This window comes from Micromonospora sp. DT46, from assembly GCF_049841735.1.
Taxonomy (GTDB): Bacteria; Actinomycetota; Actinomycetes; order Mycobacteriales; family Micromonosporaceae; genus Micromonospora; species Micromonospora reichwaldensis.
Genome location: NZ_JBNCKW010000003.1, coordinates 624,099 through 645,442, shown reverse-complemented (window position 1 = coordinate 645,442; position 21,344 = coordinate 624,099). Strand labels below are relative to the sequence as shown.

Genomic DNA, 21,344 nt, shown 5'->3' with positions numbered 1-21,344 from the left:
AGCCCCGACCAGGGCTCGCGTAGCGGGAAAACTTACGGCAGACTAATTTCTTCACCGAATATTTTCCAGTAGCCTTCGGGGTCGCTGATCAACCGCACCACATCGAGGAGGGGCCGTGACCCAGACCCAACCGGTAGAGACCCCGCCTGCGCCCCGCCCCGCGCCGGTCGCCGTCCCCACCGCCGGACAGCCCTACGAGTACCGCCGCGCGCCCCTCGTCGAACCCGACTGGACCCGCTTCCCCGGCTGGCGCCACGTCACCCGCGACCAGTGGGAGAACGCCCAGTGGCAGCGCGTCAACTGCGTCAAGAACATCAAGCAGCTGCGCACCGTCCTCGGCGACACGGTCGACGAGACCTTCTACGCCGACCTCGAGGCCGACCAGAAGGCCCTGGCCACCATGTCCATGCTGGTGCCGCCACAGATGATGAACACCATGGTCCCGTTCGCGCCGATGACCACCGAGGCGTTCCTCGCCGACCCCATCCGGCGCTACATGATCCCCGTCGCCTCCGACCGGCGCACCGACTGGCCCTCCCACCCGTACGCCAGCCGCGACTCCCTGCACGAACACGACATGTGGGTCGCCGAGGGCCTCACCCACCGCTACCCCACCAAGGTCCTCGCCGAGCTGCTCTCCACCTGCCCCCAGTACTGCGGGCACTGCACCCGCATGGACCTCGTCGGCAACTCCACGCCTGCCGTCGACAAGCTCAAGCTCACCCTCAAGCCCGTCGACCGCTACGACGCCCACATCGGCTACCTCAAGGCCCACCCCGGCGTCCGTGACGTCGTCGTCTCCGGCGGCGACGTGGCCAACGTCCCGTGGAAGAACCTCGAGTCCTACCTGATGCGGCTGCTGGAGATCGAGACCATCCGCGACATCCGGCTCGCCACCAAGGCCCTCATGGGCCTGCCCCAGCACTGGCTCCAGCCCGACGTCGTCGAGGGCCTCGAACGGGTCGCCCGCACCGCCGCCCGCCGCGGCGTCAACCTCGCCATCCACACCCACGTCAACCACGCCCAGTCGCTCACCCCGCTGGTCGCCAGGGCCGCCCAGACCGCCCTCGACGTCGGCGTACGCGACGTCCGCAACCAGGGCGTGCTCATGCGCGGCGTCAACGCCACCGCCCCCGACCTGCTCGACCTCTGCTTCGCCCTCCAGGGCGAGGCGGGCATCCTGCCGTACTACTTCTACATGTGCGACATGATCCCCAACGCCGAGCACTGGCGGGTCCCGGTCTGGCACGCCCAGCAGCTCCAGCACGACATCATGGGCTACCTGCCCGGCTACGCCACCCCGCGCATCGTGTGCGACGTGCCCTTCGTCGGCAAGCGCTGGGTGCACATGCTCACCGAGTACGACCGCGACCGCGGCATCTCGTACTGGACGAAGAACTACCGCACCTCCATCGAGTCCGCCGACGCCGAGGCGCTCAACAAGCGCCACGCCTACTACGACCCGATCGACACCCTGCCCGAGACCGGGCAGCAGTGGTGGGCCGAGCACCGCAACGACTGACCAACCCGCGACACCCGCACCCCCGGAGCCGACACCGGCCCGGGGGTGCCGCGTCTCCGACCCACGACGGCACCGCCGCTCCTCGCTCGAGCGACCGTGAGGGTACAGCGCACGCTTTACCTTGAACAGGAACACCATGCTGCACGGGTGAGGCCCCACCCTTCTTAGTACATCGCCGAATGTACTATCGGCGATGTGGAGACGTTGACGCACGGGCAGGTGCTGGCCCGCTTCGGTCATGCCCTGTCCGACCCGACCCGGGCGCGACTGCTGCTGGCGCTGCGCGACGGACCGGGATACCCGGCGGAGCTGGCCGAACTACTGAGCACGACCCGGCAGAACCTGTCGAACCACCTGTCGTGTCTGCGCGGCTGCGGCCTGGTGGTCGCCGTGCCCCAGGGCCGCCGCACCCGGTACGAGCTGGCCGACGCCCGGCTGGCACACGCCCTCGCAGATCTGCTCGGCCTCGTCCTGACGGTAGACCCGGCCGCGTGTCCGGATTCCGGCGAAAAGGGCTGCTGCTGATGACCCTCCCCCTCATCGACCTGACACCGGCGGAACCGTCGCCGGCGCGCCGCGCGGTGCTCGCCCGCCGGGTGCGGCTGCTGGTCGCCGCGACGATCACCTACAACGTCGTCGAGGCGGTCGTCGCGATCACCGCCGGCACGATCGCGTCGTCGACCGCCCTGCTCGGCTTCGGCTTGGACTCCGTGATCGAGGTATCGTCGGCAGCCGCGGTGGCGTGGCAGTTCGCCGGTCGCGATCCGGAAGCTCGGGAGAAGGCGGCGCTGCGGATCATCGCGGTCTCGTTCTTCGCTCTCGCCGCCTATGTGACGGTGGAGTCGGTGCGTGCCCTGCTCGGCGGCGCCGACGCCGAGCACTCCAGCATCGGTCTCGTGCTGGCGGCACTGTCGTTGGCGATCATGCCGGGCCTGTCGTACGCGCAGCGCCGCGCCGGCCGGGAACTCGGTTCGCGGTCGGCGGTCGCGGACTCCAAACAGACCCTGCTGTGCACCTACCTGTCCGCCGTCCTCCTCGTGGGCCTGGGTCTGAACAGCCTGTTCGGCTGGTCCTGGGCCGACCCGGTCGCCGCGCTGGTCATCGCCGTGGTGGCGGTCAAGGAGGGCCGTGAAGCGTGGCGCGGTGACGCCTGCTGCACACCCGGGCTCCCCCCGGCCGGGCCGGCGACAGGCAGCACGGACGGTTGCGTGGACAGTTGCTGCGCTGACGAGGGTTCGCGGTGACGGCCGGCCTGGCACTCGCCCTGTAGCTGCTGGGCCTGGTGCTGGCGTTCGGGTGTCGCACCCTGGCGCGGTGGCGGGTTACCGGCGACACCGGGCTGCGGCTGGACGCCGGATCGGCGTCGACCCCCGCGAGCGCACCAGGCTGGTCACCACCGGCGCGTTCGCGTTGGCGCGCAACCCCATCTTCACCGCGATGGCCGTCACCAGCCTCGGCCTGGCCGCGATGGTGCCCAACCCGATCAGTCTTGCCGCGGACCGCGGTCCTCGTCGCGTCGGTACAGGTGCAGGTCCGCGCGGTCGAGGAGCCCTACCTCATCCGCACCCACGGCGCCACCTACCTCATGTACGCCGCCCGGACCGGACGGTTCTGGCCCGGCCTCGGCCGCCGCACGACCCCGGTCAACGGACCGGTCATGCGGTAAGCCCCCCAGCCGAGCCCGTCCCGGCCATCGGCCGCCACCAGGCGAGCAGCGGGACGGGCACGCACAGATCGAAGCCCTCCCTGATTCCCCGACGTTCTCGCCGCGCAAAGCCGCAGCCGCGGGCCAGGACGTCCGGCGGCCCCCGGCGAGGGTGCCGGGAGCCGCCGCCGTACTCGGGTCACCTGGTGAAGGCGTCCTTCACGTCCCGGCCGGCGTCCGTGAGGTGCTCCCCGGCCTGTCGGGCACGCGCGTCGCTCTGCTGCGCGGCCCCCTCGTCGCGCATCCGCTCGCTGTGCGTGGCGCCGCCGAGTCGCTTCCTGGCGGCACCCGCCACCTGTTGGACCTTGTTCTTCGCCTTGCCGGTGAAGCCCATGTCGCCTCCTCAGCACGGGCCGGGCCTCCCCCGGCCCTCGTCTGGTCGGGTGCCCTCATCAGCCCGTGGGAAACCCGGCGGTGATGTTGTGGCGGGTGCCACACCCGCTAAGGCGTCCTAGGACACTAGGTGAACGGTGGGAAGAGGCCGTCTGGTTGACTGGGCGGATGGGAGAGCTTCTGCTGATCCGGCACGGCGAGACCACCTGGAGCGCCAGCCGCCGGCACACCTCGTACACCGACCTCCAGCTCACCCCCGACGGCGAGCGGCAGGCCCGCGCCCTCGGCCGATTCCTCGCCGGCCGCCGCTGCGCCGCGGTCCTGACCAGCCCCCGCGCCCGGGCGCTGCACACCGCGCGGCTCGCCGGCCTCACGGTCACCGACACGCTCGACGACCTGGCCGAGTGGAACTACGGGGAGTACGAGGGGCGCACCACCGCCGACATCCGCGACGACCACCCGAACTGGTCCATCTGGGCCGACGGCTGCCCCGGCGGGGAGTCCCCGAACCAGGTCGGCGAGCGCCTCGACCGGGTGCTCGCCCGGGTCCATTCGCTGCTAGACCGGGGCACCGTCGCCCTCGTCGGGCACGCCCACAGCCTGCGCGTGCTCGGCGCCCGCTGGGTCGGCCTGCCCCCGTCCGCCGGCGGGCTGCTGCGCCTGGACACCGCCACGGTCAGCGTGCTCGGCCACGAGCACGGCCGGCGGGTCATCCTGCGCTGGAACCAGCCGGTTCCCCCGACCCCCGCGAGCGCACCCGAAGCTGGGGCTCGGCACTGATCTTCGGCGACCGGTTCTCGTACGGCGTCGACAGCACCACCGTCGTACGGGTGGTCACGTTCGCCGCCGTCCGGATCTCCTGGAGCAGCCGCTCCAGGTCGGCCGGGCTGGCCACGCGCACCAGCAGGAGATAGAAGTCCTCCCCCGCCACCGAGTAGCACGAGTCGATCTCGGGCAGGTGGGCCAGCCGCTCCGGCGCGTCGTCGGGCTGCGACGGGTCGAAGGGCCGGATCGCCACGAACGCGGTCAGCGGCAGGTCCAGGGCCTCGAAGGAGACCCGGGCGGCGTACCCCTTGATCACGCCGCGCTGCTCCAGGCGGCGCACCCGTTGGTGCACGGCGGAGACCGACAGGCCCACCCGCTCCGCCAGATCGGTGTACGACAGCCGACCGTCAGCGGTCAGCGCGGCGATGATGGCGCGGTCGATCTCCTCCACGGCGTGCAACCTACCGGGAAAACGGCGTCGCGGCGACGAGGCGGCCCGCCGGCGCGACGCGGCGCCGGCGGGGCGACGCCCGTCAGCCCTTCGCCAGCGCCCGGGAGATGACCAGCCGCTGGATCTGGTTGGTGCCCTCGACGATCTGGAGCACCTTGGCCTCGCGCATGTAGCGCTCCACCGGGTGGTCGGCCACGTAGCCGGCCCCGCCGAGCACCTGCACCGCGTCGGTGGTCACCCGCATCGCCACGTCGGTGGCGAAGAGCTTCGCCTTCGCCGCCTCGATCGAGTACGGCCGGCCGGCGTCGCGCAGCCGGGCCGCGGCCAGCATCAACGCCCGGGCCGCGGAGATCTGGGTGGCCAGGTCGGCGAGCGTGAAGCCCAGTCCCTGGAAGTCGATGATCGCCTTGCCGAACTGCTGGCGCTCCCGGGCGTAGCCGACCGCGTAGTCCAGCGCCGCCTGGGCCAGCCCGACCGCGCAGGCGGCGATGCCGAGGCGTCCCGAGTCGAGGGCGGACATGGCGATGGTGAAGCCCGCCCCCTCCCCGCCGATCAGCCGCTCGGCCGGTACCCGGGCCGAGTCGAAGGCGATCTGCGCCACCGGTGAGGCGCGCAGCCCCATCGTGCGCTCGGCCGCCTGCGGCGCGATGCCTGCCGTCGCGCGGTCGGCCAGCAGGCAGGAGATGCCCTTCGGGCCGGGCCCGCCGGTGCGGCAGAAGATGTTGTAGAAGTCCGCCACCTGCGCGTGGGTGATCCACGCCTTGGTGCCGTCGACCACGTAGTCGTCGCCGTCGCGCACGGCCTTCGTGGTCAGCGCGGCGGCGTCCGACCCGCCCTGCGGCTCCGACAGGCAGTACGCCCCGAGCAGCTCCCCGCCGATCATGTCGGGCAGCAGCTTGCGCTGCTCGTTCGTCCCGAACTGCGCCAGGGGGTAGCAGGACAGCGTGTGCACGCTGACCGCCTCGGCGACCGCCAGCCAGCGGCTGGCCAGGATCTCCAGCACCTGGAGGTAGACCTCGTAGGGCTGGGCGGCGCCGCCGTGCTCCTCGGCGTAGGGCAGGCCGAGCAGGCCGGCCCGCCCGAGGGTGCGCAGCACCTCGCGGGGGAACTCCGCGCGCTCCTCGAACCCGGCGGCCCGCGGCGCGAGCTCCCGGTCGGCGAGTTCGGTGGCGAGGTCGAGCAGGTCGTGAGCCTCGTCGGTGGGGAGGATCCGGTCGACAGTCATAGCGCGATGAGCTCCGTGGGGGTGGTGTTGAGCCGTTGCACGCCGTCCGTGGCGCAGACGACGATGTCCTCGATGCGGGCGCCGTGGCGGCCCGCCAGATAGATGCCCGGTTCGACGGAGAACGCCATCCCCGGCTCCAGGGGGCGGGCGTTGCCGGCCACCACGTAGGGCTCCTCGTGGCCGTCCAGGCCGATGCCGTGGCCGGTCCGGTGCAGGAACGCCGCGCCGAAGCCGGCGGCCGCGATCGGCTCCCGGGCCGCCGCGTCGACGTCCCCGGCGGTGATCCCGGGGCGGACCGCGGCCACCGCGGCCCGCTGGGCGGCGTGCAGGACCGCGTAGTAGTCGACGAACTCGGCCGGCGCCGGGGCGCCCGCGACGTAGGTGCGGGTGCAGTCCGAGCGGTAGCCCGACGGCATCGTCCCGCCGATGTCCACGACGACCGGCTCGCCGGCACCGATGGGGCGGTCGGAGGTGCCGTGGTGCGGGCTGGCGGCGTTCGGGCCGGCGGCGACGATCACGAAGTCCACGCTCACGTGGCCGGTGGCCCGGATCGCCGCGGCGATGTCGGCGCCCACCTCCGCCTCGGTGCGTCCCGGCCGCAGCCACTGGCCCATCCGCGCGTGCACGGCGTCGATCGCCGCGCCCGCCTCGGCCAGCGCCGCGACCTCGGCCGGGGACTTGCGCAGGCGCATCTCGCACAGCACCTCGGAGGCCAGCCGCTGGGTGGCGCCGGGCAGCGCCGCGCGCAGGGCCAGGACCTGCTCGGCCCACATCCGGTCGGCCAGGCCGACCGTCGCCACCGGTCCGCCGAGCGCGGCGACGAGCAGCGGGTACGGGTCGGTGCCGTCGGCGTGGTCGACGATGCGTACGCCGGTGGCCGGGGCGGGGGACGCCTCGGCGGCCGGCCGTTCCAGGGTGGGCACGATCAGCGTCGGCTCGCCCTGCGCGGGCAGCACGAGGCAGGTGAGCCGCTCCCCCTCGTGGGCGTCGTAGCCGGTCAGGTAGCGCAGGTCGGAGCCGGGGGTCAGCAGTAGCGCGTCCAGGCCCGCGGCGGCGGTGGCGCGCCGGGCATCGTCCAGCCGCCGTGGCGGATACAGCTCGTCGGATCCCACGCGCTCAGCTTAACGGTCGTTCGGGGCCGGACCCAGCCCACCCGAGGTCGTGGGCAGCGCCCGCATCCATCGAACATCATCGTTGACGTGACAGTTAACAATCCTTAGGATTTGGCTGCCTCGAGGATGTGCACCCCGTCCCCCACCCGTACGCCCGCACCCGGCGCCCCGCCGCCGACGCGGGCGGCACGGCCGCCACGACCCGCCCACGGGAAGGCCCCCGATGCCCTCATCGCTCTCCCGCCTCAGGTCGGCCCTCGCCGCCGGCCTGCTCACCCTGGCCACCGCCGCCACCACCCTCACCCTGGCCCCCGCCCCCGCGCAGGCCGCCGTGCTCCCCAACGGCTTCCGCAGCGTCGGCTACCTGCCGTCCTGGACCGGCGACGTCAACGCGGTGCAGTACGCCAAGCTGACCCACGTCAACTACGCGTTCGTGCTGCCCAACGGCGACGGCAGCCTCCGCCCGGTGGAGAACCCCGCCAAGCTCTCCCAGCTGGTGTCCCGCGGCCACGCCAGCAACGTCAAGGTGTCGATCGCGATCGGCGGCTGGAACAACGGCGACGACTCCGCCTTCGAGGCGCTCGCCGCCAACGCCGGCAGCCGCACGACGTTCGTCAACAACGTCGTCAACTTCGTCAACCAGTACAACCTCGACGGCGTCGACATGGACTGGGAGTACCCGGACCCGGGCGCCTCGGCCACCAACTACACGGCGCTGATGCAGCAGCTGGCCGGCGCCCTGCACAGCCGGGGCAAGCTGCTCACCGCCGCCGTCGTCTCCGAGGGCTGGTACGCCGAGGGCGTGCAGCCGGCCGTGTTCGGCCACGTGGACTGGCTCAACATCATGGCGTACGACGGCGGCAGCCCGCACGCCAACTACGACTGGTCGATCAACGCCGTCAACTACTGGAAGTCCCGGGGCCTGCCCGCCCGCAAGGCGGTACTCGGCGTGCCGTTCTACAGCCGACCCGGCTACCACACGTACGCCGCACTGGTCGCCATGGACCCGGCCAACGCCAACCGCGACTGCACCACGGTCGGCGGGACCCAGCAGTGCTACAACGGCATCCCGACGGTCAAGCGCAAGACCCAGTGGGCCATGGCCAACGCCGGCGGCATGATGAACTGGGAACTGAGCCAGGACACCACCGGCGCCACCTCCCTGGTCAGCGCCATCTACGACACCGCCACCGGCGGCACCACCCCGCCGCCCGTCGGGCGCACCGGCCCGATCACCGGCATCGGCGGCAAGTGCGTCGACGTGGCCGCCGCCGGCACCGCCAACGGCACCGCCGTGCAGCTCTACGCGTGTAACGGCACCAACGCCCAGAGCTGGACGGTGGGCACCGACGGCACGCTGCGCGCCCTCGGCAAGTGCGCCGACGTGACCAGCGCCTCCACCGCCAACGGCGCCAAGGTGCAGCTGTGGGACTGCAACGGCACCGGCGCGCAGGTCTGGCAGGCCCAGGCCAACGGCACGCTGCGCAACCCGGCGTCCAACAGGTGCCTCGACGCCACCGGCAACAGCTCCGCCGACGGCACCCGGCTGCAGATCTGGGACTGCTTCGGCGGCGCCAACCAGGTCTGGCGGCTGCCCGCCTGAGCGGCACGGGCCCCGTCACCGCCTCGGCGGGGCGGGGCCCCACCGCGCCGGCACCGCCCGCCATCGGCTGGCCCTCGGCACCACCCGCACGTCGGCCCGGCCCCGTGCGCCGCCGATCCGCAGCGACAGCCGCCATCTCCCCCTCGGCCCGGCCCGCGTCAGCCCGGTCGGTCCGCCGCGACCGGCAGCGCGGCGGCGAGCCGGCGGACCCGGTGCGCGTGGGTCAACACGTCGACGTTGTCGACGTACTGGTCGACCGCGCCGAGAGGCGGGCGCCCGCGCAGCACCGGGTCGGTGATGGCGGCCCGTAGCGCGCCGGCGATCCGACCGGCGTCCAGGACCAGGAACGGCCGCCGGTGGAAGGGCCGGGACCGGGCGCGCACCGGGGCCGCCAGGCCGGTGTCGTCGGTCCGGGCGGCGAGGTCCTCCAGCGCCCGGACCAGCCCGTCCTCCCGCCTGCGCCAGTCGCCCGGGCCCAGCGCGTCGGCCAGGGCCGCGACCAGGGGCGCCGCGTCGGGCAGCCGGGCGAACAACGTGCCCAGCCACTTGTCGTACGGGGGCCAGCGGCGGTGCAACAGCAGGCCGAGCCGCATCAGGTCCCGGGCCAGCCCGGCGGTGACCACCCGGCTGCCGAGCTCGTCGCCGGTCTCGGCGCAGCGGCCGGGCAGGTGCTCGGCCTGGGCGACGCGGGTCCACGCGGCGGCGAGCACGTGCCGCCACACGTCGTCCGGGTACCACGCCAGCGCCGCCCGGGCCCCGGTCAGCGCGCCGTCGAGACCGTCGTGGAACACCTCGCCGCCGGTCACCTCGGCCAGCCGCTGCGTCGGCGTGGCCAGCCAGTCCGCCGTGGTGACGCCGGCAGCGGGGTCGAAGCCCAGCCGCTCGCGCCACCAGCCGCCCGGCTCGTCGATCGTGACGCCGTGGCGGCTGCCCGCCCGGTCGGCGACCCCCAGCCGGCCCTCCCCGGTGAAGCGGGTGGGCCAGCCGAGGAACTCCGCCGGCAGGTCGGCGTCCAGCGCCGCGCGCAGCTGCGGGATCCGCGCCGCGTCGGCCGCGCCGACGAAGAGCTGCCCGCGCGGCCCCCAGTCGTGGTCGGTGGAGCGCGGGGTGTCCAGGCCGAGCAGCTCCGAGCCGCCGTCGAGCAGCCCGGCCGCGTACCGCAGGTCGGGGAAGCGTCGACGCAGGATCGGGGCGAGCACCTCGTCGTGGAACCGGCGGCCGAGCGTCAGGCCCGCAACGAACGTCACACCGGCAAGTCTGCGCGCGGAGCGGCGGGCCCGCAGCCCGGTTCCGCCGCCGGCGGCCGTACGCGCCGATAGGCTGGGCGCGGACGGGTCGCCGACGGAGAGGACCGACCGCCGTGGCAGCGACGGACCGGGAGCGCGCCGCGACCCGACGCCGCCGGCTGCTCTGGGCGGGCCTCCTCGCCGTCGCGGGCCTGGTGCTGCTGACCGTCGCCGACGGCACGGCGGCCTGGCTCGAGGTGTCGGTCGCGATCGTGCTGCTGCTCGCCAGCTACGGCCTGCAGTACGTGGCCCGCCGCGAGACGCTGTACCGCGACCACGAACGTCCCTGACCCGCCGCGCCGCGCCCCCTGATCGTCGGTGGGGTGTGCCAGGCTGTCGAACGTGGCACAGCGACCCCCGATCCTGCTCATCGACGCGCCCAGTCTCTACTTCCGGGCCTACTTCGGCATTCCCGAGTCGGCGGCCCGGGCCGCCGACGGCAGCCCCGTCAACGCGGTGCGCGGCTTCCTCGACATGCTGGCGAGCCTGATCCGCACCCGCCGGCCCGACCGGATGGTCTGCGCGATGGACCACGACTGGCGGCCCGACTGGCGGGTGGCGCTGCTGCCGTCCTACAAGGCCCACCGGGTGGCCCCCGAGGGCGGCGAGGTGGTGCCCGACACGCTGAGCCCGCAGGTCCCCCTGATCCTGGAGGTGCTCGACGCCGTCGGGATCGCCCACGTCGGCGCCACCGGCTACGAGGCCGACGACGTGCTCGGCACCCTCTCGGTGACCCAGCCGGCGCCGGTCGAGGTGGTCTCCGGCGACCGGGACCTGTTCCAACTCGTCGACGACGCACGCCCCGTGCGGCTGCTCTACGTCGGGCGGGGCGTGGCCAAGCTGGACGACTGCGACGACGCGGCGGTGCGCGCCCGCTACGGGGTGCCGGCCGACCGCTACGCCGACTTCGCCGCCCTGCGGGGCGACCCCAGCGACGGGCTGCCCGGGGTGGCGGGCGTGGGCGAGAAGACGGCCGCCCGGCTCGTCGAGCGCTACGGCGACATCGCGGGCATTCTGGCCGCCCTGGACGAGCCCAACTCCGGCTTCGCCCCCGGGCTGCGCACCAAGCTCGCCGCCGCGCGTGACTACCTGGCCGTCGCGCCGCAGGTGGTCCGGGTCGCCCTCGACGTGCCGCTGCCCGAGCTGGCCACCGAACTGCCGACCGAGCCGGCCGACCCCGACCGGCTGCTGGAGCTGGCCGGCGAGTGGAACCTGGCCGGCTCGGCACGCCGCCTGGTCGACGCCCTCGCGCAGCGCGCCTGACCCACGTCCGCGCGGCCACGGGGCAGGCCCGTGGCCCCGGTGCGGGCGCCGGAGCTGTCCCGGCACACCGTCTCGACGCCGGGTGCTCGCGCGGCCACGCCTGCAAGGTGTCGGCCCGACGGTCGGGCGACACGTCGATGCGCTCACCCGTCATCGCGCGATCAGGGCGGTGGCGCAGCGCTGCCGGTGTCGCCAATCCGTCGGTCTCCGCACGGGGTGTGCCACGTAGCGTCGTAGCGACCGATCAGTTGCGTGGAAGGAGCCCTCATGACTGAGCTCGCCGCACCGCAGCTCGTGGTGAACAGCCGGATGATCTATTTCGGCTGGGTTCCGGCCGACCCCGACGCGGTTGCCGCGTTGGTGCCGCAGGGCCTCGAGCCGGCCCCGAACCGGCAGGTCTTCATGAACCAGTACGTCGTTGACGACGCCGTGCAGACCTCCGGCTTCGGCGCCTACTCGCTGACGTATCTCGGTCCGGACCTGTCCGGGGTCGACGCCCCGGACGGGGTGACCCCCGGCCGCTGGTGGACGCACTACGTCAACTCCAGCCCGGTGGTCCGCGACTACGCCGTCGCGCGGGGCGCCCCGGCGAGCGCCGGTACCACCACGATCGAGGTGAAGGGGCATCGGCTGGTCGCCACCACCGAGGCGGACGGCGTACCGGTGATCCGCACGACGGCCCGGGTCGGACGCACCGGTGACGCCGTGAACCGTGGACAGCTCCGCTACCTGACCCGGCTCGACGGCAGGCTGCTGAGCGGGAACTACCCCTTCGTCGCGGAGCCGGTCGATCCCTTCGGGATCGAGTCGGTGGAGTTCCTGGCACCCGACCACCCGGTCCACGCCCTGCGTCCCGCCGAGCCGCTCGAAATCGTGTGGGGCTTCTATTCACCGCGCTCGTCCTTCGCCTACCCCGGCGGTGAGTCGGCGCTCGACTGAGCGGGGGCATCCTCGACCACAGCCCCAAAGCCAAGATCCTCACCGCCGCGCACCGCGGCCACTGGCGCGACGCCCCGGAGAACTCCCCGGTCCGCCCCTGAGCCAACAGGCTCCGCTACCGGCGGCGGGGCAGGGCGAGCCTCGATAGCCTGGTGGAATCCCCTGCGGCGGCTCGGGTACGGGCTGCACGGCGGCGGAGACGACGGGCGGAGGAAGCATGCCGGGAGACGGGCCGGCTCCGGACGGCATCGGCCCGGACAGCGAGCGACGGAGCCGGCGCTACCTGGCGGCGGTGCTGTTGGGCGCGGCCGGGGGGATCGACTTCCTCACCGGGCTCGCCATCGTTCCGCTCGAGCCGTACGTCGACATCGCCAGCGCGGAGATGTTCCACCTCGACATCACCAGCTGGGGCTGGGTCCGACTGGTCGGCGGGGTGGCGACCGCCGTGGCCGGGCTGGCGGTGCTCGTCGACCGGCGCGCCACCACCGTCGCGGCGATCGTCACCGCAACGGTGGGCATCGGGCTCGGCATCCTGCTGCTGCCGTACCGTCCGCTGGCGGTCTGGATGACGGCGGCGCTCGCCGCCGTGGCCCTCTGGTTGCTCGCCGGGCAGCTGCGCGCGGCGAGCCGGACCCCCGCTTCGCGGGTCTGAACTGGTTGTCAGTCTGGTTGCCGCAGCGGACGGCAGTAGAGTGCCGTCGAGAAGGCCGGCGTGCCGGACGGCACGGTGGGTTCCCAGACCGGGTTGATGCGCAGCGCCAGGTTGGGTGCGTGCCAGGCCGCACCCAGCCGCTCCAGGAGGCCGTACTCCCGGCGCCGGACGTTGACCTCCTCGCCGGCGAGAAAGTCGATCAACTGGTCCTCGATGACCGGGCGACCGATGAGCCCCCCGTGGAAGGACGGTGCCTCGACCGTCGGGATGCGGATGTACGGGTCCGGTGGCGCCTCGGACGCGGTGACCGTCGGCAGGAAGGCGATCGCCCGGACCCCCGGGACGGGACACATCATGTGCAGGCGGAAAAAGGGCCCGTCTTCGTCCATCAGTGAACGGATGAACGGCTCGTCCGGCGTGGTGGCGGCTGTCCTGCCGACCTGCGTGACAGCGAACATCCCCCGCAGCAGCCAGCCGGCGGCCAGACCCCAGCCGGTGCTGACGTCCGGGGGTGGGTAGTACGCGCGTCCGGCGCGGACCAGCGGGCTGAACATCGCCAGTGCCTGCACCCGCGGGTCCGGCCGATCGCCGAGGTAGCGCCGGGCCACCATCGCCCCCTCACTTCGGCCGACCAGGGCGATGGGCCTGCCGGTCCGCCCATGCAGCGCGTCCACCTGCGCGGCGAGCAGTTCCGCGCTGGAGTCCAGCGACCGGTGGGTGTCATACCGCCGGTACGGCAGCGGGCGGCCACCCGCGTCCAGGCCAGCGTATGAGAACCACTCGGCCGCCGGGTCCCCCAACGGGCGGCCGTCGTACGCGGATTCGTGCCCGGCCAGCAGGATCACCGCGTAGCGCACCCTCGCGGGCAGCGGCCGGTCGAAGACGGGCGGGACGAAGGTGCTCCGTTCGTGGCGGGGCGAGGTGATCACCTGCGACACCAGCGGAGTGGCCAGCGCGAGCACCACAGCGATCGGCACCACCGGCACCCGCCGCCACCGTACCCGCGGCTGCAGCACGGCCGCCCGCACCGTCCGGTTCCACAGCAGGCCGTTGGCCGCGCCCGCGCCCGCGGCGACGAGCGGCGTCATCAACGCGGGAACCTGCCACACCGCGCCACCGGCCACCGAGATCACCACGAAGTCGAGCAGCGACCAGCCGACGAGCTCGGCCGAAGGCAGTCCCCGCCACAGGCCCCGGCCCACGGCCATCCGCTGCAGGAAGGGGGCGAGGAGGATCATGGGAATCAGCGAGGCGAACAGGAACCAGGACAGCGACACCACCGACGCGGCGACCGCATACGCGGCGAACGGTAGGACGAGGACCGCCGTGAACGCCGCGACTTCGAGGTTGCGCCGCGCCAACGCCCGGAACGACGGTCGCCGTACGCCTGCCGGCCAGGCCAGGCCGACCAGGGCCGCGGAGTAGAGCCCTCGCAGCACGATCGCGCCCAGCAAGAGGAGCCCGAACATCAACCAGGAGTTGTGGTAGACCAGCAGCCAGCGCATGTCGTGGTACGAGTCGTACGGCCATACCGCAGAGCTCTGTGGTATCAGACCCTGCGCATTGCGGAACGGTATCCAGACAAGGATGACGGCCGCGACCAGGGGCATCGCCGCAGCGAGCCCGAGCAGCGCCAGTAGCCGGCGGGTGGGTCGCACGAGTCCTCCTTCGACACGCGGGCCTCTGCGCCGACTCTCCCTGGTACCGGCTGGCCGCTGAGCCGTATGCCCGAAAATCAACCGCTCCCACGACCTCGATCCGGCCGACACCACCTCGTGGTCGGCGGCGGTGCGCTCATCGTGGTGGCAGCCCGCGCCATCGACCAGCAAGCGCCGCCCGCCGTGCCGCGGCACGGCGGGCGGCGTCGACCCGCTGGACGGGTCAGCGCGGCGGGTTGCCCCGGCGGGACGGAAACGGGGTGCCCGGCTGGCCGAGTGTGGACCGGGCCCGCAGCCCCACCGGGTCCGGCGCCGGCGGCGGCGACGCCTCGGCCGGCTCCTGGCCCCGCAGGTCGTCGAAGTACGCGGTGGCGGCCCGGTCCTCGGCGGTAGGGGCGGCCAGCAGCGCGTAGACCAGCCCGACCACGCCGAACACCACCGCGAGGATGATCGGCACGAGCAGGGTGCTGACGCCGGCGCCGGACACCTCGCCCTGCCCGGCGTGCCGATGCACCGACATGGCGCTCATCCCGGTGAAGTGCATGCCGTTGACGGCGACGCCCATCAGCAGCGCCGAGCCGACGATCGCCAGCCCCCGGCGGACGGTCATCGCGAGCCAGAGCGCCACCGTGGCCGCGACCACCGCGATCACGACCGACAGCACGACCCGGGTGGTGTCGTAGTCGATCCGGCCGTTGAGCCGCATGGCCGCCATGCCGGTGTAGTGCATCGCGGCGACCCCCGCGCCCGTGAACAGGCCCCCGGCGAGCAGCCGCACGGCGGAGAACCGCCCGGTGCCCACGATGGCCAGGCCGATGCCGACCGCGATCACCGCGATCATCGCGCTGGCCACGGTGATGGGCACGTCGTACCGGATCCGGGTGCCCTCGACGGCGAAGCCGAGCATCGCCATGAAGTGCATGGTCCAGATGGCGGTGCCACCGATGGCCCAGGCCGCCAGGGTTCCCCACCAGGCACGCTGGCCCGCGCTGCCCGCCGTGCGGATCCGGCCCGCGCAGATCAGCCCCAGGGCCGAGCCCAGCACCGACAGCGCGTAGCTGAGCGCGGGGGTGATCCATCCGTACTCGAAGTGATTGATCTCCGCCACGGCGGCCTTCTCCCAGATCGTTCCACCGACGCGCGATCCCGCGCCGCAGCAATGATCAGGGATGCCGTGACCAGGCACGACGGCACCCCCCGGACAATTCGGGGGGTGCCGTCGCGGTGACTAAGCGATGCGTCGATTTCGATATCTGGTAACGGACAGTGACGGTCAGGCGGGGGCGTGGTAGGCCAGCACACCCCGGTTCACGGCGCCGATCGCCTGCCGGGCGGTGGACCTGAGCTCCGCCGGGGCGCCGCCGGAGTCGGCGAGCTGGCCGAGCAGGTCGACCACCTGCCGCGCCCAGCGGACGAAGTCGCCGGCCGGCATCTCGCCGTCGATCTCGTGGCCGCTGCCGAGGACCTTCGCGAGCGCCTCGCCCCGCGCCCAGCGGTAGACCGGCCAGGCGAAGCCGAGGTCGGGCTCCCGGGTGACGGTGAGGCCCCGGGCCGCCTCGTCGGCCTCGATCTCGCTCCACAGCTTGAGCGTCTCGTCGACCGCCTCGGCCACGGGGCCGCGCGGCAGCGACGCCCGCTCGTCGACGTCGCGGCGCGCCTCGAAGACCACCACGGAGACCGCCGCCGCCAGTTCGGCCGGGGAGAGCCCGTCCCACACCCCGCGCCGCAGGCACTCGGCGACCAGCAGGTCCGCCTCGGTCCAGATCCGGCCGAGCATCCGGCCGGCGTCGGTCACCGCGCCGTCGGGCGCCAGGTAGCCCCGGGCGGTGAGCAGCGCCACGATCCGGTCGAACGTGCGCGCCAGCGAGCCGGTCCGGCCGGCCACCCGCTGCCGCAGCTCCTCGGTGTCGTTCTCCAGGCGGCGGCGCCGCTCCGCCCAGCGGGCGTGCTCCTCGCGGTCGGGGCAGGCGTGGCAGGGATGCCGGCGCAGCTCGGTGCGGAGCTGGCTGAGCCGGTGGTCCTCGCCGACGGCCTGCCGGGACCGGCCGCCGCGGCGGCCGCCGTGCCGGTCCAGCCCGGTGCCGCTGACCTCGGCGGCCAGATCGCGCCGGGCCGCCGGGGACCGGTGGTTGAAGTGCTTCGGCACCCGGATCCGCGCCAGCACCTCGGCCGGGGTGGTGAAGTCCCCCGGGCTGACCCGGCCCGCCCAGCGGTCCTGGGTCAGCACCAGCGGCCGGGGCTCGCCGAAGCCGCCGGTGGCCGGGTCGAGCACGACGGCCAGGCCGGCCCGCCGGCCCGACGGCACCCGGATCACGTCGCCGATCCGCAGCCGCTCCAGCGAGGCCACCGCGGCGGCCTTGCGCTGGCTCTGCCCCTGCCGGGCGATGGCCCGCTCCCGCTCGCCGATCGCCACCCGCAGCGCGAAGTACTCGTCGAAGTCGCCGTGGTGGCAGGCCGCCTCCGCGCCGTACGCCTCGATGGTCTCGGTGTTGCGCTGCACCTGCCGGGCCAGGCCGACCACCGAGCGGTCCGCCTGGAACTGGGCGAACGAGGACTCCAGCAGCGCGCGGGCCGGCTCGGCGCCGACCGTGCCGACCAGGTTGACCGCCATGTTGTACGACGGTCGGAAGCTGGACCGCAGCGGGTACGTGCGGGTGGAGGCCAGACCGGCCACGTGCCGGGGGTCGGTCTCCGGGGACCAGACGACGACGGCGTGCCCCTCGACGTCGATGCCCCGCCGGCCGGCGCGGCCCGTGAGCTGGGTGTACTCCCCCGGCGTCAGGTCGACGTGCGCCTCGCCGTTGTATTTCACCAGGCGTTCCAGCACGACGCAGCGGGCCGGCATGTTGATGCCCAGGGCGAGCGTCTCGGTGGCGAAGACCGCCTTGACCAGGCCCCGGACGAAGAGCTCCTCGACGACCTCCTTGAACACCGGCAGCATGCCGGCGTGGTGGGCGGCCAGGCCGCGTTCGAGGCCGTCGAGCCACTCCCAGTAGCCGAGGACGGTCAGGTCCTCGCCGGGGATGGCGGTGACCCGCGACTCGACGACGCGGCGGATCTCGGCCCGCTCCTCGGGGGAGGTGAGCCGCAGGCCCGCGGCGAGGCACTGCTGCACGGCGGCGGCGCAGCCGGCGCGGCTGAAGATGAACAGGATCGCCGGCAGCAGCCCCTCCCGGTCGAGCCGGTCGACGATGTCGGGGCGCATCGGGCCGCGCCAGCGGGGCCCGCGCCGGCCGCCGCCGGGACCGGCGCTGCGCCCCTCGCCGAGCTCGAGGCGGCGCATGGTGTCGCGGGTGTAGCGCAGCAGCTCGGGGTGCACGTCGTGCTTGCGGGCGGCGTCGGCGTCGTGGAACAGGTCGAACATCCGCTTGCCGACCAGCATGTGCTGCCACAGCGGCACCGGGCGGTGCTCGCTGACCACCACGGCCGTCTCGCCGCGCACGGTGACCAGCCAGTCGGCGAACTCCTCGGCGTTGGACACGGTGGCCGACAGGGAGACCAGGGTGACCGAGGCGGGCAGATGGATGATCACCTCTTCCCACACCCCGCCACGGAACCGGTCGGCGAGGTAGTGCACCTCGTCCATCACCACGTAGGCCAGGCCGTCGAGGGTGGCCGAGCCGGCGTAGAGCATGTTGCGCAGCACCTCGGTGGTCATCACCACCACCGGGGCGTCGCCGTTGATGGCGTTGTCGCCGGTGAGCAGCCCGACCTGCTCGGCGCCGTAGCGGTCGACCAGGTCGTGGTACTTCTGGTTCGACAGCGCCTTGATCGGGGTGGTGTAGAAGCACTTGCGCCGGCGGGGCGGGGCGGCCCCGTCGCCGGCCGGGGGCGCCGGCGTGCCGCGCAGGGCCAGGTGTACGGCGAACTCGCCGACCACCGTCTTGCCGGCGCCGGTCGGGGCGCAGACCAGGACGCCGCTGCCCCGTTCCAGCGCCTGGCACGCCTCCCGCTGAAAGTCGTCGAGGTCGAACCCCAGATCGAGGGCGAACTCGTCAAGTGCCGGGAACTGTGAGGCCTGCGCGGCCCGGCGGCGCGCCGCTGCGTACCGCTCGGCGGGGCTCGACATGCCTCCAAGATTAATGCGTGCCGCCGACAGCCACCGGACAAGGCCGACCGGCAGGGGGGTCGGAGGCGGTCGGTAGGGTGCACGACGTGCCGGATCATGCCGAACCGCCCCACGCCTCGCGCGGCGCCGACGACGCCGTCCGCCCGGGTCCGTCCCGCCGGCCGGTGGAGGCGGTCCTGCTCGACTTCCACGGCACCCTGGCCCAGGTGGAGGAGCCCCGGGACTGGGTGCTCGCGGCCGCCGCCGCCTGCGGGGTGACCCTGGAGCGGATGCGGGCCACCGCGCTGGCCGACCGGCTGCTGACCGCCGGCCGGGCGGGCGGGCCGCTGCCCACCCGGGTGCCGCCCCGGCTGGCCGAGCTCTGGGCCGACCGGGACCTCTACCCGTACGCCCACCGCGGCGCCTACACGGGGCTGGCCGAGACCGTGGACGCGGGCATCGAGGGCTTCGCGGAGGCGCTCTACGAGCGGGTGCTGGTGCCCGAGGGCTGGGTGCCCTACCCGGACACCGCGGCGACGCTGGACGCGCTGCGGGCCGGGGGCGTCCGGGTGGCCGTCGTCAGCAACATCGGCTTCGACATCCGGCCGCACTTCGAGGCCTGGGGGCTGGCCGGGCTGGTCGACGCGTTCGTGCTCTCGTACGAGGTGGGGCGCTGCAAGCCGGACCCGGGGATCTTCCTGCGCGCCTGCGGGATGCTCGGCGTCGATCCGGAGCGGACGCTGATGGTGGGCGACACCCCGGCCGACGCGGGGGCCGTCGCGGCCGGGTGCGCGGTGCTGGTGCTGCCGGCCGCCGAGGCGGGTCGGGCCAACGGGCTCGGCGCCGTGCTGGACCTGGCCGGCGTCGAGCAACAGCGCTAACGACATGCCGACAGCACCGTTAACACCTGGCGCTAACGTGAAGGCGTTATCGTCGCTGCCATGATCACCGAGACGTCGCCCCGGGACCGGATCGTCCGGGCCGCCGCCGCGCTGCTCGCCGAGGGCGGCCGGGAGGCCGTCTCCACCCGCGCGGTCAGCCGGGCGGCGGGGGTGCAGGCGCCCACCCTCTACCGTCAGTTCGGCGACATGCGCGGCCTGCTGGATGCGGCGGCCAGCTACGGGTTCGCCGCGTACCTGCACGCCCAAGCGGCCGGGGACCTCGCCGACGACCCGGTCGACGAGCTGCGCCGGGGCTGGGACCTGCACGTCGGCTTCGGCGTGGCCAACCCGGCCTTCCACGCCCTCATGTACGGCGACCCGCGCCCCGGCGAGACCCCGACCGCGGCCCGGGTCGCGGCCGACATCCTGCGCCAGCTCGTGCACCGGGTGGCCGAGGCGGGTCGACTGCGCACGAGCGTCGACCAGGCGACCGAGATGCTGCACGCCACCGCGTGCGGGGTCACCCTCACCCTGATCCGGACGCAGCCGCCAGGGCGCGACCCGGCCCTGTCGACCCGGACCCGGGAGGCGGTGCTCGCCGCCCTGGTCACCGACTCCCCCGCCGCCCGGGCGACCTCCCGGGCCGACCGTCCGGTCCGGCACGCGGTGGCGCTGCGCGCCGCCCTCGACACCCTCACCACGGACCTCACCGCCGCCGAACGCACCCTGCTGGCCGAATGGCTAGACCGCATCACCCGCACAACCCCCTGACCACGCCCTCGACGCCCTCGACTGGTCGATCATGCACTTCTGGTGCCGGTTTTGCGGGCATACGCGGCTTGTGCGGGGCACCACGACTGCATGATCGGCGCCGGAAGGGAAGGAGGGAGGAGGGAGGGGAGGGCGGGTGGGAGGGCTCAGCGGAGGAGGTGGAGGGCGGCGGGGGCGGCCGTGACGGTCAGGGGGAGGGCCAGGGCACGCTCGCCGTCGGCGTACGTGGTGATGCCCTCGGCGCTCAGCTCGACCGTACGGGCGCGGTAGCTGCGCACCAGCGGGTGGGTCACGTGGGTGCCCCGGTAGATGCGCGGCTTGACTCGCATCAGGGTGCGCCGGTGGAACCGGCCGCCCACCACCACGTCGAGCAGGCCGTCGGTCGGGTCCGCGTCCGGGCAGATCCGCATGCCGCCGCCGTAGCTGGCGCAGTTGCCCACCGCCACCAGCACGGCGTCCACCTCGTGCGGCACCCCGTCGAGGCGCAGGGTGTAGCGGCGCGGGCGCAGCCGGGCCAGTTCCACCAGGATCGCCAGGTCGTAGCGGCGCGGGCCGCTCGGCCAGCGCATCCGGTTGGCGCGTTCGTTGACGATCGCGTCGAAGCCGGCCGCGAGCACGGCCCCGTACCACCGGTCCGTACCGTCGGCCCCCGCCATCCGGGCCAGGTCCACCGGGCGGGTGCGGCCGTCGCGCAGCGCCGCCGCGATCACATCGACGGCGGCGAGCGGGTCGGCCGGGAAGCCGGTGTCGGCGGCGAAGTCGTTGCCGGTCCCGGCGGGCACCGGGCCGAACGGAACCCCTGTCCCGGCGACCGCCTGCACCGCGCGGTGCACGGTCCCGTCGCCGCCGACCGCGACCAGGGCCGACGCCCCGTCGCGCACCGCCGCCCGGCAGGCCGCCTCGGCCTCGTCGGCGGTACGCGCGCGCAGCGGGCGTACCGGCCGGCCGGCAGCCGCGAGCCGGTGCAGGACCTGCGGCAGCAGCCCTCGGTGCCGACCCCGGCCAGCGGTCGGGTTGGCCAGCACGGCGACAGGCCCGGCGCCGGCGACGGAGGAGTGATCGTCTGCGGTCACGGCGAGCACCGTACCGCCCCGGGACGGGCGGGGGCACCGCCCACCGTGCGGTCGGCG

Annotated in this window: 21 protein-coding genes; 12 read left to right on the top strand and 9 right to left on the bottom strand. The window is 73.9% G+C overall.

Annotated elements, in window-relative coordinates; translation table 11 throughout:
* Nucleotides 1-115 precede the first annotated feature (115 nt).
* The 4 genes from ACLQ20_RS10770 (at nt 116) to ACLQ20_RS10755 (ending at nt 3,188) form a co-directional block, all read left to right on the top strand.
* Nucleotides 116-1,522, top strand: a complete 1,407-nt coding sequence (locus ACLQ20_RS10770; RefSeq protein ID WP_151456843.1) for a KamA family radical SAM protein — start codon at nt 116-118, stop codon at nt 1,520-1,522.
* A 195-nt stretch (nt 1,523-1,717) separates the two neighbouring features.
* Nucleotides 1,718-2,047: an ArsR/SmtB family transcription factor gene (locus ACLQ20_RS10765; RefSeq protein ID WP_151456844.1), complete on the top strand. Its 330-nt coding sequence runs from the start codon at nt 1,718-1,720 to the stop codon at nt 2,045-2,047.
* Entirely contained in the window at nt 2,047-2,766 is a 720-nt protein-coding gene (locus ACLQ20_RS10760) for a cation transporter (RefSeq protein WP_151456845.1), read from the top strand. Before ACLQ20_RS10765 ends, ACLQ20_RS10760 begins: the two co-directional genes overlap by 1 nt.
* A 281-nt stretch (nt 2,767-3,047) precedes the next feature.
* Nucleotides 3,048-3,188 carry a hypothetical protein gene (locus tag ACLQ20_RS10755; protein ID WP_425855228.1) on the top strand — a complete coding sequence of 47 codons (141 nt, stop codon included), beginning with the start codon at nt 3,048-3,050 and terminating at the stop codon, nt 3,186-3,188.
* A gap of 178 nt (nt 3,189-3,366) precedes the next feature.
* Here the strand turns inward: ACLQ20_RS10755 and ACLQ20_RS10750 are convergent, their stop codons facing one another.
* Nucleotides 3,367-3,561 carry a CsbD family protein gene (locus tag ACLQ20_RS10750; protein ID WP_327028297.1) on the bottom strand — a complete coding sequence of 65 codons (195 nt, stop codon included), beginning with the start codon at nt 3,559-3,561 and terminating at the stop codon, nt 3,367-3,369.
* 167 nt (nt 3,562-3,728) lie between these two features.
* Between ACLQ20_RS10750 and ACLQ20_RS10745 the strand changes: the two genes are divergently transcribed.
* Nucleotides 3,729-4,340 (top strand): histidine phosphatase family protein, encoded by a 612-nt coding sequence (locus ACLQ20_RS10745; RefSeq protein WP_425855227.1) that lies wholly within the window; start codon nt 3,729-3,731, stop codon nt 4,338-4,340.
* On the opposite strand, the gene ACLQ20_RS10740 is transcribed toward ACLQ20_RS10745, so the two are convergent.
* The 3 genes from ACLQ20_RS10740 to ACLQ20_RS10730 all read right to left on the bottom strand — a co-directional run bounded on the left by ACLQ20_RS10740 (nt 4,270) and on the right by ACLQ20_RS10730 (nt 7,113).
* Nucleotides 4,270-4,776, bottom strand: a complete 507-nt coding sequence (locus tag ACLQ20_RS10740) for an Lrp/AsnC family transcriptional regulator (RefSeq protein ID WP_151456848.1) — start codon at nt 4,774-4,776, stop codon at nt 4,270-4,272. The two genes, ACLQ20_RS10745 and ACLQ20_RS10740, sit on opposite strands and share 71 nt — an antisense overlap.
* A gap of 82 nt (nt 4,777-4,858) precedes the next feature.
* Nucleotides 4,859-6,001: an acyl-CoA dehydrogenase family protein gene (locus tag ACLQ20_RS10735; protein WP_151456849.1), complete on the bottom strand. Its 1,143-nt coding sequence runs from the start codon at nt 5,999-6,001 to the stop codon at nt 4,859-4,861.
* Nucleotides 5,998-7,113, bottom strand: coding sequence for a M24 family metallopeptidase (locus ACLQ20_RS10730; protein WP_327028294.1), 1,116 nt, complete (start codon nt 7,111-7,113; stop codon nt 5,998-6,000). Before ACLQ20_RS10730 ends, ACLQ20_RS10735 begins: the two co-directional genes overlap by 4 nt.
* 223 nt (nt 7,114-7,336) lie before the next feature.
* On the opposite strand from ACLQ20_RS10730, the gene ACLQ20_RS10725 reads away from it, so the two are divergent.
* Complete coding sequence (locus ACLQ20_RS10725) at nt 7,337-8,716, top strand: glycosyl hydrolase family 18 protein (protein WP_425855223.1); 1,380 nt, start codon at nt 7,337-7,339, stop codon at nt 8,714-8,716.
* Nucleotides 8,717-8,874: 158 nt separating this feature from the next.
* Here the strand turns inward: ACLQ20_RS10725 and ACLQ20_RS10720 are convergent, their stop codons facing one another.
* The gene (locus ACLQ20_RS10720) at nt 8,875-9,963 is read right to left on the bottom strand and encodes a DUF4037 domain-containing protein (RefSeq protein WP_425855221.1); all 1,089 of its coding nucleotides are present in this window, start codon (nt 9,961-9,963) and stop codon (nt 8,875-8,877) included.
* Nucleotides 9,964-10,076: 113 nt separating this feature from the next.
* Here ACLQ20_RS10720 and ACLQ20_RS10715 point away from each other — a divergent pair, with 113 nt between their 5' ends.
* The 4 genes from ACLQ20_RS10715 to ACLQ20_RS10700 all read left to right on the top strand — a co-directional run bounded on the left by ACLQ20_RS10715 (nt 10,077) and on the right by ACLQ20_RS10700 (nt 12,856).
* Nucleotides 10,077-10,292, top strand: a complete 216-nt coding sequence (locus ACLQ20_RS10715; protein ID WP_425855219.1) for a hypothetical protein — start codon at nt 10,077-10,079, stop codon at nt 10,290-10,292.
* Between the two features lie 52 nt (nt 10,293-10,344).
* Nucleotides 10,345-11,265, top strand: a complete 921-nt coding sequence (locus tag ACLQ20_RS10710) for a 5'-3' exonuclease (protein WP_151456256.1) — start codon at nt 10,345-10,347, stop codon at nt 11,263-11,265.
* Between the two features lie 267 nt (nt 11,266-11,532).
* Complete coding sequence (locus ACLQ20_RS10705) at nt 11,533-12,204, top strand: hypothetical protein (protein WP_151456255.1); 672 nt, start codon at nt 11,533-11,535, stop codon at nt 12,202-12,204.
* 217 nt (nt 12,205-12,421) lie between these two features.
* Nucleotides 12,422-12,856, top strand: coding sequence for a DUF7144 family membrane protein (locus tag ACLQ20_RS10700; protein WP_151456254.1), 435 nt, complete (start codon nt 12,422-12,424; stop codon nt 12,854-12,856).
* Nucleotides 12,857-12,864: 8 nt separating this feature from the next.
* On the opposite strand, the gene ACLQ20_RS10695 is transcribed toward ACLQ20_RS10700, so the two are convergent.
* The 3 genes from ACLQ20_RS10695 to ACLQ20_RS10685 all read right to left on the bottom strand — a co-directional run bounded on the left by ACLQ20_RS10695 (nt 12,865) and on the right by ACLQ20_RS10685 (nt 18,583).
* The gene (locus ACLQ20_RS10695; protein WP_425855217.1) at nt 12,865-14,514 is read right to left on the bottom strand and encodes an esterase/lipase family protein; all 1,650 of its coding nucleotides are present in this window, start codon (nt 14,512-14,514) and stop codon (nt 12,865-12,867) included.
* 223 nt (nt 14,515-14,737) lie between these two features.
* Complete coding sequence (locus ACLQ20_RS10690; RefSeq protein ID WP_151456253.1) at nt 14,738-15,622, bottom strand: MHYT domain-containing protein; 885 nt, start codon at nt 15,620-15,622, stop codon at nt 14,738-14,740.
* Nucleotides 15,623-15,787: 165 nt separating this feature from the next.
* The gene (locus ACLQ20_RS10685; protein WP_151456252.1) at nt 15,788-18,583 is read right to left on the bottom strand and encodes a DEAD/DEAH box helicase; all 2,796 of its coding nucleotides are present in this window, start codon (nt 18,581-18,583) and stop codon (nt 15,788-15,790) included.
* 86 nt (nt 18,584-18,669) lie between these two features.
* On the opposite strand from ACLQ20_RS10685, the gene ACLQ20_RS10680 reads away from it, so the two are divergent.
* Both ACLQ20_RS10680 and ACLQ20_RS10675 read left to right on the top strand, forming a co-directional pair.
* The gene (locus ACLQ20_RS10680; RefSeq protein WP_151456251.1) at nt 18,670-19,443 is read left to right on the top strand and encodes an HAD family hydrolase; all 774 of its coding nucleotides are present in this window, start codon (nt 18,670-18,672) and stop codon (nt 19,441-19,443) included.
* A 60-nt stretch (nt 19,444-19,503) separates the two neighbouring features.
* Nucleotides 19,504-20,214: a TetR/AcrR family transcriptional regulator gene (locus ACLQ20_RS10675; RefSeq protein ID WP_425855214.1), complete on the top strand. Its 711-nt coding sequence runs from the start codon at nt 19,504-19,506 to the stop codon at nt 20,212-20,214.
* Between the two features lie 146 nt (nt 20,215-20,360).
* On the opposite strand, the gene ACLQ20_RS10670 is transcribed toward ACLQ20_RS10675, so the two are convergent.
* On the bottom strand, nt 20,361-21,296 hold the full coding sequence (locus ACLQ20_RS10670) for a diacylglycerol kinase (protein ID WP_425855213.1): 936 nt from the start codon (nt 21,294-21,296) through the stop codon (nt 20,361-20,363).
* Nucleotides 21,297-21,344: the final 48 nt, after the last annotated feature.